Here is a 12,339-nt window from a genome sequence, read left to right on the forward strand (position 1 = left end):
GCGCGATGGGGCGCAGCACGTCGATGGCGCGACGCACGGTGTCGTCGTCCACATCCTTCAGGCGCAGCTGGACGCAGGCGACGTCGCCCGCGTCCAGGGCGGCGGCCAGTTGAACGGCGAACGCCGCCGGCTCCAGGGCCGGCGGCGTCACCAGGTAAAGACGGCTTTCAGGCAAAACTTATTCCTTGCCCTGGTAGATGCGGACGATCCGGTCCAGCAGCGCCAGCGCGTCCTCACGGCTGCGCTGGAAGCTGTTGCGACCGATGATGGAACCGTTGCCGCCGCCGTCGCGGATGGCGCGGGCGTCGTCGAACACCGCGTCCTCACCCTTGGCGGCGCCGCCGGAGAAGACCACCAGGCGCTTGCCGTTGAAGGCGGAGCGCATGACGTCGGCCACGCGCTCGGCCTGGGTGGACCGGGCGATGTTCTTCGCCTCGTAGACCTTCTTGGACTCCTTGTTGCCCAGATGGTCGGTGGCCAGCTTCACCTTGATGATGTGGGCGCCCAGCAATGCCGCCATGTGGGCGGCGTAGGTGCTGATGTCGATGGCCAACTCGGCGTCCTTGTCCAGGTCGCCGCCGCGCGGGTAGGACCACAGCACGGTCGCCAGGCCGCAGGCCTTGGCCTCGGCCGACAGCTCCCGGAATTCCTCGAACTGGTCGAACATGGCGTCGGAGCCGGGATAGATGGTGAAGCCGATGGCGGAACAGCCCAGGCGCAGGGCGTCGGCCACTGTGGCGGTCACCGCCTGGTCGGGCGCGTCCTTGCCGCGCGACAGGCTGTTGGAGCTGTTCATCTTCAGGATGGTGGGGATGGCGCCCGCGAAGGTGGCCGCACCCTGTTCCAGCATGCCCAGCGGGGCGGCGTAGGCGTTCAGGCCGGCATCGATGGCCAGCTGGAAATGATAGTGGGGGTCGTAGGCTGGCGGGTTGGGCGCGAAGCTGCGCGCGGGGCCGTGCTCAAAGCCCTGGTCGACGGGCAGGATCACCATCTTGCCGGTGCCGCCCAGGCGGCCTTCCATCAGGATGCGGGCCAGGTTGGCCTTGGTGCCGGGATTGTCGCTCTCGTACCAGGAAAGGATTTCCTTTACGCGGCGGGTCAGCTTCATGGTTACGGTATCCCCGAGTCTGTTTTGCAATGTTTGTGTTTATTGTACGCGTGATGCCGGGTTGATATCCCAGCATCGGGCGGATGGCAATCTGCCCCGATGAGAGGGCAAGATCATGGCAGATTTCCGCCGAAAAGCGGTGCCCGGCTAGTGATCTTCCTGGGGCGGGGCATTCCGATCCCGTAAAGTGTGCTCCCCTCATGCCGGGGGATGCGTGGCCACCCGGTTGCGGCCGGCCCGCTTGGCGGCATAGAGGCCACGGTCGGCGCGGTCCAACAGGTCTTTCAGCGGCCCGGCGCCGGGTGCGCACGCCGCCACGCCGATGCTGACCGTCACCGCGATGACGCCGGCGCCGTCCACGGTATAGGGTGCGTCACCGACGGCCCGGCGCAGCCGTTCCGCCACGGCGGCGGCTTCGCTTTCGTCCGTGTCCGGCATGAACAGGGCCAGTTCCTCCCCACCCAGGCGGGCGAAGATGTCGGTCCGGCGCAGCAGGGCGCGGATGCGGTCCACCACCGCCAGCAGGACCTCATCGCCAGCGCTATGGCCCAGGGTGTCGTTCACTTGTTTGAAGTGATCGATGTCCATCATCAGCAGGGCGGAGGGCGTGTTGGCCGCCTGGGCGTGGGCCAGGGCCGCCTGCGACAACTCCATGAAATGGCGGCGGTTGTGGATCTCGGTCAGGGGGTCGCGGTTGGCCAAATCCTTCAGCCGCTCATTGGCGGCCAGCAGGTCGCGGGTCTGACGGGCCACCTGCGCCTCCAGCAAGGCGCGGCGGCGGCGCAGGTAGGCGGTACGGACCTGCACCAGCGCCACGACGGTGGCCAGCCCCACCGCCACGGCCAGGGCCCGGGCCCATAGCGTCTGCCACCAGGCGGGCCGCACCTTGATCCCGATCGACAGCGGTGCGGACCAGGCGCCGGTCCGGTTGGCGGCCTTGATCAGCAGACTGTAGGACCCGGGCGGCAGGTTGGTGTAGGCGGCGACGCGCTGGGCCGCGTCCACCTCTATCCAATTTTCGTCGAAGCCGTCCAGCCGGTAGGCATAGCGCGTCTCCTCCGGTGCGGCGTAGTCCAGGGCGGCGAAGGAAACCTCGACGCTGCGGTCGCCGGGGTTCAGGCGGATGGGTATGGGGGCGGCCATGGTGCCAGTAGGCACGGGCCGCCCGGCGACGCGAGTGCCGGTGACCGCCACCGGCGGTGGTGCCGCCGGGGATCCGTACCGGTCGGGATGCACCACCGTGGCCCCGCCGCCCCCGCCGAAGATCAGGCCGCCGTTGGGCAGGTTGGCGCCGGAGTGGATCCAGTAGGCTGGAATGGCGACGCCAGCACCACGGCCTAGCGCCGTCACCTGCCTGGAAGCGGGGTCGATAAGGGCCAGGCCATCGGCCGTGCTGGCCCATATCCGGCCGGCGCCATCCATCAGCAGGGTGCCGATGTTGTCGTTGGGCAGGCCATCGGCCATGGTCAATCGCCGGAAGGCGGCCTTGCCGTCAGGGCCGGCCGCCTGTTCCAGCACACTGATGCCGCCGCCCAGGGTGCCTACCCACAGCCGGCCGCTGCGGTCGATCAGCAGGGTGGAGACCAGGTCGGCGGAAAGCGACCGGGCGTCGGCCGCATCGTGGACGTAGTGGCTGAAGGCGCCCGTTCCGGCCGTCCGGTCGGCCATGTGGTCCAGCCCGTGGCGGGTGCCGACCCACAGGCCGCCGGCGCCGTCGGGCAGCATGACGTTGACGCTGTCATCGATCAGCGAGGCTGGGTCGCCACCATGCCGGAACACCGTGGCCGTCCCCGTCGCTGGGGAGTAGCGCACCAGGGGACCGGCGGCGAACCACAGGACGTCACCATCGGCCAGGCCATAGATGATGGGGCCGACGTTGGCCCCGGGGAAGCCATGCTGTTCCAGGGTGCCGGATCGGGGGTCGTAGCGAAACAGCGCCCGCCCGGCCCCCACCGCCAGCCACACGCCACCGTCCGGCGCGCTGGTGATGCCGGTGACGCCGCCGGGGGGCAGGGAGGCGGCGCCAGGGAGGGGGGTGATGGTACCGGCCGTGGTGTCCAGCAGGGCGGCCCCCCTGTCCTTGAGCCCCAGCCAGGCCCTGCCGTCAGGGGTGATGGCGATTCCCAGCACGTTGGCGTCCGGCAAGCCGCCATTACCGGGGGCTGGGTCGGGCAAGATGGTGTCGACGGCGTCGTTGCGCAGATCGGTGCGGCTGACGCCGAGGTTGGTCGCGGCCCACAGGGTGCCGGCCCGGTCGCGCAGCAGGGCGTGCACGCTGTCATCGCCCAGGCTGGTCGGGGTCAGGGGATTATGACGCACGGTGCGTACGGCACCTGTGGCGGCGTCGATGATGGCTATGCCGCCGGCGACCCGGCCCACCCAGATTTCACCAGGACGCCCCTCGGTCAGGCAGAACACCAGCGGGCCACCCAGCACCTGCGGGCTGACCTCCGGCATCAGCCGCGCCGGGCCCCACGTCGTGGCGTCGGCCATGCCCGCGCCTGCCGGCATCACCCGGCCCAAGCCGGAGCGCACGGTGGCGAACCAGACGCGGCCGGCGCCGTCCTGGGTCATGGCGACGACTTCGTCCGTCACCGCGCCCCCTTGGGCGTCCAGCAGAGGCACATCGGCGAAGGCGGTGCCGTCCGGCGCCCGGCGCACCAGACCGGTGACGGTGCTGACCCACAGGCTGCCATCGCGGGTGCGGAGCAGGGCGCGGATGCGCCCCCCGGGGGCGCTCGCGGCGTCGCCGTCGCTGTGCGGCTGGCGTTCCACCGTGCCGGTCGCGTCGACATGCTCCAGGCCGGCGTTGGTACCCACCCAGATGCCGTCCTTGCTGTCGCCGGCCAGGCTCAGAACTCCACCCCGGGCTGGTGTGCCCTGCGGTTCGGGGAAGTCCTGGAACTGGCCGGTGGCGGGATCGTAGCGCGCCACGTTGCCGGTGGCGGTCGCCACCCACAGGCGGCCGCCGCTGGCGGGGACCAGCGCGGTGATGACATTACCCGGCAGGCTGCCTGGCACCCCGTCCTGGTGCAGAAAGGTACGGAAGCGATAGCCGTCATAACGGGACAGGCCGCCCTGGGTGCCGGCCCAGATGAAGCCGTCGCTGTCCTGCGCCAGGGCCATGGCGATGGGGTGGGGCAGGCCGGCCTCCCGCCCAACGGTGGTGAACACGGTGGCGCGCAACCGTTCCCAGCCACCGCCATCGGCCCGTGCGGTCGCGACGCTGACGGCGCCCACGATCAGAGGCGCCATCGCAAGGACGGTCAGGATTTGTCGTAAATGCCGCACGACGGCTCCCAGGAACCCAAGATCATCTGTCTTGTGGAGATCTACACGCGGTAAAGGCTTCTGGATAGTCTGCTTGGACGCAGGTCATGGTGGCGTTGATTATGGATGTCGTCGTAAAAAAGCACGCTCACCTCGTTCGCATATTTACCAAGATGGCTGGCCCGGGGGCGATATTGCGGGCCAGTATTGGTAAATTCTAGCGATGGTGGTGCTTCACTGGCGCTGGATGGTCATTGGTTAGGCTAGCCAGTCGCGGCAAGCGGCCACCGGGTCGCGCCGGCCGCGCAGGTCCAGGGGCTCTTCCCCGTCCGGCGGATGCAGCCGCCCTCCTCGCGCCTGGGCGATGTCGCTGAGACGCGCCGCCGCCGCGGCCTCGCCGGAAAAGCGGATGTCCGTCACCCCCAGGGCCAGGGCCGCCAGGGCATGGCCGGCGGCATCACCGCAGTCCAGCACGGCGGTGACGGGCGCGTCGGGGAATTCCCGGGCGATGGCGTCCAGCAGGGCGCGCCAGCCACCGGCCCCCAGCGCGCCCGCCGCGTCCGGCGCGCTGACCAGGTGCACAGGCGCCCCCGCCGCCGCCGCCAGGGCGGCACGGGCGTCATCCAGGCAGAGGACGCGGATGGGGCGGGGCGGTTCCAATTGTGATGACATTGGTTTCGGCAAAGGTGGCTTCAGTGATATCACGGGAGATGGGTCACGGATTGGCGGCCTGCTCATGGTAGGCTGGCTTGAATTGCTTCAGGCAGAGGGTAATGGCTGGCATCGGCACGCTAACAAACATCAAGGTGGCGGGTTTCAAATCTATCAAGAAGATGGACCTGGACCTGCAGCCGTCTATGAACCTGCTGGTCGGACCGAACGGTGCGGGCAAGTCCAATTTCATTGGTATTTTTCGCCTTATGAACAGGCTTGTGGAGCATGACCTTCAGCTGTTTGTTGGGCAGCGGGGAAGGGCGGACAAATTCCTCCACTTCGGTGCCAAGGTGACGGATGAGATCAGAATTGATCTTAAATTTCCGCCCAATTCTTATCACTGTACCCTTGTGCCGACGTCTACAGACGGCTTGATATTCAAGCGGGAATATGCGCGTTTCCATGGCCATGAAATAAATTATCACGGTGGCATACAACAATACCCATTGGCAAAAGCCGGAGCTGAGGAGACGGGGCTGCCCCGTTATTTGGGAGGGACGCAATCCACCGCGGATTGGGTCGCTAGCCATTTCAGGAACTGGCGTATTTATCATTTCCAAGATACGAGCGATGCTGCCCGGGTGAAGAAAAGTGGCCGGATAACGGATGTGCGAGAGCTTTACTCTGACGCGAGGAATTTAGCGGCTTACCTCCGTCAAATTCGCCAAACACATGCTGACGCCTATGATGAAATCATTGCGACGGTGCAGCGTGTGGCACCTTTCTTTCATGACTTTATATTGGAGCCGGATCCTCTCAACCCGTCCGCGATTTCGTTGCAATGGAAACATCGAGGTACAGATGCATTCTTTGACGCCTCCGATCTTTCTGACGGAACATTGCGCTTTATCTGTTTGGCGACCTTGCTTCTTCAACCGATGCTACCCACGACCATCCTATTGGATGAGCCTGAACTAGGGTTACATCCCTACGCGATTCAGTTGCTCGCAGGCTTAATGCGCAGTGCTGCCAGCCGTACCCAGATCATCGCATCCACCCAATCCGTCACCTTGGCTAACCAGTTCAATTACGAAGACCTGATTGTGGTGGATCGAGAGGACAATGCGTCGGTGTTTAGGCGCTTAGCCGAATCAGAGGTAACCGCTTGGCTCGATGATTACGGTATGGGCGACATCTGGCAGAAGAACCTGATTGGGGGAACGCCGTGAGGCCCGTTGCGATTTCGGTTGAAGGGCCAACGGAGCGTGAGTTTGTCGGCAAGGTCCTTTCACCCCATTTGGCGTCCTTTGGACTGTATGCGAAAGCGATTCCCCTTAATGGCAGCGTATCAGTCGCCCGTGCGCGAGAGGACTTGCGTCGCCTTCTTAAGGACAGTGGCTTTGCCGCTGTGACGACGCTTTATGATTTGTATGGTTTTCAGGGATATCAACCCGGCGAGGGCCCGGATAGGCTGGAAATGGAACTGCATGCGCAAGTCTCGGGGGACCCGCGCTTTATCCCGTATATCCAAGTATATGAATTCGAGGCGTTGATTTTCGCCGGGCCTGATGAGGCGGGCGACGTTCTGCACAATGCGAAGCTGCCAACAGACATGCGGGCGGAACTCCGCAATTGCCGTACGCCGGAAGATCTGAACGACGGATATGACACTTGCCCGTCCCGGCGACTGAAGCGGCTTCATACCTCCTACGACAAGGTCAATCACGGCTATCGTATCGCGGAGCGCATTGGCCTCAATCGAATCCGAACCACCTGTCCCCGATTTGGAGACTGGCTGACCCGCCTGGAGGGACTGCGCACCTAAGAACCGCGAAAGCCAGAAGGCGCCCCGATCGGAAGCGGAGCGCCTTCATTTTAACTCAAACCCGATGCTGCAGGGGATCAGCCAACCTTGTGCAGGGCGACGGCGGTGTCGCTCATGCGGTTGGAGAAGCCCCACTCGTTATCGTACCAGGTCATGATGCGGACGAAGGTGCCGTCGATGACCTTGGTCTCGTTCAGCGCGAAGATGGACGAGTGCGGGTCGTGGTTGAAGTCGGTAGACACCAGCGGTTCGGCATAGACGCCCAGGATGCCCTTCAGCGGGCCCTCGGCGGCGGCCTTGATGGCGGCCGAGACTTCCTCGACCGTGGTGGCCTTCTTGGCCACGAACTTGAAATCCACGACCGAGACGTTGGGGGTGGGGACGCGCAGCGAGGTGCCGTCCAGCTTGCCCTTCAGCTCCGGCAGGACCTTGCCCACGGCCTTGGCGGCGCCGGTGGAGGTGGGGATGATGTTCAGCGCGGCGGCGCGGGCGCGATGCAGATCCTTGTGCATCGTGTCGACCGTGTTCTGGTCGCCGGTGTAGCTGTGGATGGTGGTCATGAAGCCGTGCTCGATGCCGATGGCATTGTTCAGCACGAAGGCCACCGGGGCCAGGCAGTTGGTGGTGCAGCTGGCGTTGGAGACGATCTTGTGCTCCGGCGTCAACTTGTCGTGGTTCACGCCGTAGACGACGGTGATGTCCTCATCCGTGCCGGGGGCGGAGATCAGCACCTTCTTGGCGCCGGCGGTCAGGTGCTTGGCGGCGGCGTCGCGGGCGGTGAAGATGCCGGAGCATTCCATGGCGACCTCGATGCCCAGGTCACCCCAGGGCAGCTTGGTCGGGTCGCGTTCCTGCACCACCTTGATGGTGTGGCCGTTGACCACCAGGTTGCCATCGACCACCTCGACCGTGCCGGGGAAACGGCCGTGCACGCTGTCGTACTTCAGCAGGTGGGCGTTGGTCTTGGCATCGGCCAGGTCGTTGATGGCGACGACTTCGACATCCTTGCGGCCACTTTCGTAAATGGCGCGCAGCACCAGGCGGCCGATGCGCCCGAACCCGTTGATGGCAACACGAACAGCCATGTGTCTTCCTCCGACATCGTTGAGCCGCCCCCGGGGTGGAGCCGGCTTTGCTGAAACCTGAAGATGGTAAACGTCCCGCCCTTGTTTTAGGCGCTATGGGGCTTGCATGGCAGGCCTACCATAGTGGGACGTCCCATCCCGTACCCTGTGTCAAAGCCGGACGCCCCGGTGATAAATCCGGGGCGTCCGTGATTGTTCTGGTTACAGGCGGGCCTTGGCGGCCGCGACCACGCCTTCGACGGTGATGCCGAAGTGGTGGTACAGTTCCTTGTAGGGGCCCGACTCGCCGAAGCCGGGCATGCCGATGAAGCCGCCCTTGGGGCCGATCCAGCGGTCCCAGCCGAAGCGCACCATGGCTTCCACGCCCACGCGGACCACGTCGTCACCGCCCAGCACCTGGGCCTGGTAGACCTCGCCCTGCTCGGAGAACAGTTCCCAGCTGGGCATGGAGACGACGCGGGTGGGCACGCCTTCGGCCTGTAGCACGTCGCGGGCCTGCGCCGCGATTTCCACTTCCGAACCGGTGGCCAGAAGAACCACCTTGGCCTTGCCGCCGTCCGCTTCGCGCAGGACGTAGGCGCCCTTGGCTACCAGGTTCTCGTCGGTGTGCTCGACCCGCAGGGTGGCCAGGTTCTGGCGGGTCAGCGCCAGGACGGAGGGCCGGTCCTTGTGCTTCAGCGCCAGCTGCCAGCATTCCGCCGTCTCCACCTGGTCGGCGGGACGGAAGACCAGCAGGTTGGGGATGGCGCGCAGGGCCGCCATGTGCTCCACCGGCTGATGGGTGGGGCCGTCCTCGCCCAGGCCGATGCTGTCATGGGTCATGACATGCACCACGCGCTGCTTCATCAGGGCGCCCAGGCGGATGGCCGGGCGGCTGTAGTCGGCGAAGCACAGGAAGGTGCCGCTCAGCGGGATCAGGCCGCCGTGCAGGGCCATGCCGTTCATGGCGGCGGCCATGGCGTGCTCCCGCACGCCATAGTGGATGTAGCGGCCCTCGTACTTGTCGCGCTGCAGGCTGACGACGCCCTTGGTGCGGGTGTTGTTGGACCCGGTCAGGTCGGCGGAGCCGCTGATCAGTTCCGGCACCACGTCGAAGATGGCGTCCAGCACGTTGCCGGAAGCCTGGCGGGTGGCGACGCTGGGGCGGGCCTCCGTCGTGGCGCGCTTGAAGGCGGCGATGACGGCGTCCAGTTCGGCCGGGACCTCACCCGACTGGGCTGCCTTGAAGGCGGCGCCCAGGGTGTTGTCGGCGGCGGCCAGGCGCTGGTCCCAGGCGGTGGCGGCGGCGGCGCCGCGCGCCCCGTATTGGCGCCAGGCGTCCAGGATGGCGGCGGGGATCTCGAACGGCCCGTGGTCCCAGCCGTAGGCGGCGCGGGCGCCGGCGATTTCGGCCGCACCCAGGGGCGAGCCATGGCTGGAATTCTTGCCGGCCTTGGTCGGGGCGCCCAGGCCGATGGTGGTGCGGCAGGCGATCAGCGACGGGGTGTTGGTCGTCTTGGCCTGGGCGATGGCGGCGGCGACGGCCACCGGGTCATGACCGTCCACGGCCTGCACGTCCCAGCCATAGGCGACGAAGCGGGCCTTAACGTCCTCGGACAGGGACAGGTTGGTGGGACCGTCGATGGAGATGCTGTTGTCGTCCCACAGGACGATCAGATGGCCCAGGCCCAGGTGGCCGGCCAGCGAGGCGGCCTCATGGCTGACGCCCTCCTGCAGGCAGCCGTCGCCGGCGATGACATAGGTGTGGTGGTCGACCAGGGCGTCGCCGAAGCGGGCGTTCAGGTGACGCTCCGCCAGGGCCATGCCCACGGCGGTGGCGATGCCCTGGCCCAGCGGGCCGGTGGTCATCTCGATGCCGCGGGCCATGCCGTATTCCGGGTGGCCGGCGGTGCGGGCGCCCAGCTGGCGGAAGCGCTTGATCTGGTCGAGGTCGATGTCCTCATACCCCGTGAGGTAGAGCAGCGCGTAGATCAGCATGGAGCCATGGCCGGCCGACAGCACGAAGCGGTCGCGGTCGGCCCAGTCCGGGCGCTTGGGGTCGAATTTCAGGAACTGGGTGAACAGCACCGTGGCGACGTCGGCCATGCCCATGGGCATGCCGGGATGGCCCGACTTGGCCGCTTCCACGGCGTCCATGGCCAGGACACGGATGGCGGTGGCGAGGTCCTTGTGGGGAACGGCCCCGGCGACATCGGTTGCGGGCTGGGACGACATGGGCAAGGGGCCTTTCATCAAGCGTAGCGCTATTCTGCGGGCCAGAAGGGGGCAGCCAGTCCGGGACGCCCGCCGCCTGGCGGATTCAACCGGGAAAGCGCCACGGGAAGGACCTTCCCGGGAAACGATCCTGGGCCCCATGCTCCCGATGCTTTGCGCCGCCGCACCACCCTTTTTGACGGGTGCCGTGCGCGCACATCCGGGCGCGAGGGGCGGGCGGCACCATGACCGCCACCGCCCCCGCCGTCAAGGTCCGGGGCCCCCCGAAAACTGCAGGCGCGGCCAGCGTTAACGCCTGTATTGGAGGATGCGTTTTCCGTCGTCATGGGCCGGCTTGACGTCTGCCGCGCGCCGGGCGCGTCGCTTTTTCCTGGCACCGGAGGGCAATTCACGGCCTGAACGCCGGCGCGCGCGGTTTTTTCGCTGGTGGGGACCGCTTTCTTTGCTTTATTCGACGGCGCAGCTTATCCATCTTATTCGCACCCGCCCCGCCGTCATTGTTCGACAGGGGCTCGATCGGACCCTCCTCGCGCCCATGGACCGACTGAAGACCGCGTTGGATCGCCTGGATGCCGCCGTCCTGTCCCTGGACGGGGTGCTGGAACGGCGCCTGGCCCAGGTGGCTGGCGATGCCGATGACGCGGCCAAGGCCCGCATCGGTGAGCTGGAACGGGCGCTGGCGGCGGCGGAGGGACGGGAGCAGGGGGCCAGGGCCGCGACCGCGGCCTTGTCGGAACGGCTGGACCGGACCATCGGTCAGCTGCGTGCGGTGCTGGAGGACTGATTATAGATGGCCCGCGTGGACATCATCCTGAATGGACGCCCCTACGGTCTGGCCTGCGACGATGGCCAGGAACAGCGCCTGCGCGAGCTTGGCTCCTACGTTGACGCGCGGCTGCGCGAGGTGGCGCACGACGCCTCCGGCGGCAGCGAGACCCAGCTGCTGGTGCTGACCGCCCTCATGCTGGCGGATGAGATTTTCGACCTGCGGGCGGAACTGGGCGGACCCCGCCGCCCCGTGCCGGCCCCCGCGCCGGAGGTGGTCCATGCGCCCCGCGCAGAGGACGAAAGCGTCATCGCGGCCGTCGACAGCCTGGCCAAACGCATCGAAGACATTGCGGCGCGGCTGGATCGCACCTAAATTAGGGTTCTGGAAGGCGGCTGCGCGGTTCGACAGGACGCATTATCCCCAGGGCCGATACCCAATCCTCTAGGGGGCTGTCCCTGCCGACGCCGTGGTGTCGGACATATGGCTCCCACCTGCCTTGGCAGGCCGTGGAGGATACGCTTGTCCATCGGCCGTGTGGCTCCTTCCAGACCCTTCGCCCTTTCCGGTCCTCGCGAGCCCTCTGGCCCCTGCGCGCCGTTTCGGGGCCCACTCCTGAGGGACCTTGTCCGTCCGTGACCGCCGCCCCGTTCCGTAGTCCCGCCCCCGTCGTGGATCCTGGCGCCGCCCCGTCTGGGGACTCGCCGACCACGACCCTGCTGTCGGCGGAAGATGCGGCCCGCGCCGCCAAGAAGGCGGTGCGCGTATCCGCCCGGCGGGTCCGCGCCGGCCTGGACATCGACCGCGCCGCCGCCTCCAAGTCCCTGGCCGACAATTTCCTGACGGCCCTGCCCAAGATCACCGATGGCCTGGCGCCCGTGGGCATCACTATCGCCTTTTATTGGCCGGTGGGGGATGAGATCGACCCCCGCCCCCTGATGCACCGTGTGGTCGCCACCGGCATCAAGGGCGCCTTGCCCGTCTGCCAGGCGAAGGGCCAGCCCCTGCTGTTCCGCCGCTGGTGGCCAGGCACCTTGCTGTCGCCCGACACGATGGGCGTGCCCGCCCCGACGGCGGAGGCCACGCCCGATGAAGGTGTGGTGGTGCCGGACGTCGTGCTGGTGCCGCTGCTGGCCTTTGACCGCCGTGGTGGCCGCCTGGGGTATGGCGCGGGTTTCTACGACCGCACACTGGCTGGGTTGCGGCGGGAGCGGGCCATCCAGGCGGTGGGCATCGCCTTCGCCGATCAGGAACTGGACAAGGTGCCGTGCGACGCCCATGACCAGGGACTGGACTGGATCGTCACCGAGCGCTACGCCGTTCGGGCCGGGCAGCGCCGCAAGCGCTGAACCCGGTTCCATTTTCCTTGAGGTCGGGTCATGCGCTTGTTGTTCTTAGGCGATGTGGTGGGCCGCAG

At 66.8% G+C, this 12,339-nt stretch carries 10 protein-coding genes, 1 other RNA gene and 1 pseudogene; 6 read left to right on the plus strand and 6 right to left on the minus strand.

The window, feature by feature from the left end; genetic code table 11:
- From I55_RS12415 to I55_RS12430, 4 genes and pseudogenes are all read right to left on the minus strand, one after another.
- Nucleotides 1-175: pseudogene (locus I55_RS12415) on the minus strand (thiamine phosphate synthase); the annotation flags it as partial.
- 3 nt (nt 176-178) lie between these two features.
- Complete coding sequence (locus I55_RS12420; protein WP_044560894.1) at nt 179-1,108, minus strand: class I fructose-bisphosphate aldolase; 930 nt, start codon at nt 1,106-1,108, stop codon at nt 179-181.
- 198 nt (nt 1,109-1,306) lie between these two features.
- Nucleotides 1,307-4,363: a diguanylate cyclase gene (locus tag I55_RS12425; RefSeq protein ID WP_049974058.1), complete on the minus strand. Its 3,057-nt coding sequence runs from the start codon at nt 4,361-4,363 to the stop codon at nt 1,307-1,309.
- A 273-nt stretch (nt 4,364-4,636) separates the two neighbouring features.
- Nucleotides 4,637-5,038 carry a hypothetical protein gene (locus tag I55_RS12430; protein ID WP_064742492.1) on the minus strand — a complete coding sequence of 134 codons (402 nt, stop codon included), beginning with the start codon at nt 5,036-5,038 and terminating at the stop codon, nt 4,637-4,639.
- Between the two features lie 113 nt (nt 5,039-5,151).
- Here I55_RS12430 and I55_RS12435 point away from each other — a divergent pair, with 113 nt between their 5' ends.
- A complete protein-coding gene (locus I55_RS12435) occupies nt 5,152-6,261 on the plus strand; it encodes an AAA family ATPase (protein ID WP_044560895.1) in 1,110 nt (369 codons plus the stop codon).
- Entirely contained in the window at nt 6,258-6,857 is a 600-nt protein-coding gene (locus tag I55_RS34415; protein WP_159107179.1) for a DUF4276 family protein, read from the plus strand. Before I55_RS12435 ends, I55_RS34415 begins: the two co-directional genes overlap by 4 nt.
- Nucleotides 6,858-6,934: 77 nt before the next feature.
- Here I55_RS34415 and gap read toward each other — a convergent pair whose 3' ends face one another.
- Both gap and tkt read right to left on the minus strand, forming a co-directional pair.
- Nucleotides 6,935-7,942: a type I glyceraldehyde-3-phosphate dehydrogenase gene (gene gap / locus I55_RS12445; RefSeq protein ID WP_044560897.1), complete on the minus strand. Its 1,008-nt coding sequence runs from the start codon at nt 7,940-7,942 to the stop codon at nt 6,935-6,937.
- Between the two features lie 201 nt (nt 7,943-8,143).
- Nucleotides 8,144-10,156: a transketolase gene (tkt, locus tag I55_RS12450; protein WP_044560898.1), complete on the minus strand. Its 2,013-nt coding sequence runs from the start codon at nt 10,154-10,156 to the stop codon at nt 8,144-8,146.
- A 535-nt stretch (nt 10,157-10,691) separates the two neighbouring features.
- Between tkt and I55_RS12455 the strand changes: the two genes are divergently transcribed.
- The 4 genes from I55_RS12455 to I55_RS12465 all read left to right on the plus strand — a co-directional run bounded on the left by I55_RS12455 (nt 10,692) and on the right by I55_RS12465 (nt 12,271).
- Entirely contained in the window at nt 10,692-10,940 is a 249-nt protein-coding gene (locus I55_RS12455) for a hypothetical protein (protein WP_044560899.1), read from the plus strand.
- A gap of 6 nt (nt 10,941-10,946) precedes the next feature.
- Nucleotides 10,947-11,297 (plus strand): cell division protein ZapA, encoded by a 351-nt coding sequence (locus I55_RS12460; RefSeq protein ID WP_044560900.1) that lies wholly within the window; start codon nt 10,947-10,949, stop codon nt 11,295-11,297.
- A gap of 14 nt (nt 11,298-11,311) precedes the next feature.
- A non-coding RNA gene (gene ssrS / locus I55_RS33865) (6S RNA) lies at nt 11,312-11,470 on the plus strand.
- Between the two features lie 87 nt (nt 11,471-11,557).
- Entirely contained in the window at nt 11,558-12,271 is a 714-nt protein-coding gene (locus tag I55_RS12465) for a 5-formyltetrahydrofolate cyclo-ligase (protein WP_159107180.1), read from the plus strand.
- The last annotated feature ends 68 nt before the right edge of the window (nt 12,272-12,339 follow it).

The organism is Azospirillum sp. B4, assembly GCF_000333275.1.
Taxonomy (GTDB): Bacteria; Pseudomonadota; Alphaproteobacteria; order Azospirillales; family Azospirillaceae; genus Nitrospirillum.

Coding starts and splice junctions, on each gene's coding strand:
- I55_RS12420 (WP_044560894.1), bottom strand. CDS start 1,108: ATGAAGCTGACCCGCCGCGTAAAGGAAATCCTTTCCTGGTACGAGAGC.
- I55_RS12425 (WP_049974058.1), bottom strand. CDS start 4,363: ATGGCGCCTCTGATCGTGGGCGCCGTCAGCGTCGCGACCGCACGGGCC.
- I55_RS12435 (WP_044560895.1), top strand. CDS start 5,152: ATGGCTGGCATCGGCACGCTAACAAACATCAAGGTGGCGGGTTTCAAA.
- gap (WP_044560897.1), bottom strand. CDS start 7,942: ATGGCTGTTCGTGTTGCCATCAACGGGTTCGGGCGCATCGGCCGCCTG.
- tkt (WP_044560898.1), bottom strand. CDS start 10,156: ATGTCGTCCCAGCCCGCAACCGATGTCGCCGGGGCCGTTCCCCACAAG.
- I55_RS12455 (WP_044560899.1), top strand. CDS start 10,692: ATGGACCGACTGAAGACCGCGTTGGATCGCCTGGATGCCGCCGTCCTG.
- I55_RS12460 (WP_044560900.1), top strand. CDS start 10,947: ATGGCCCGCGTGGACATCATCCTGAATGGACGCCCCTACGGTCTGGCC.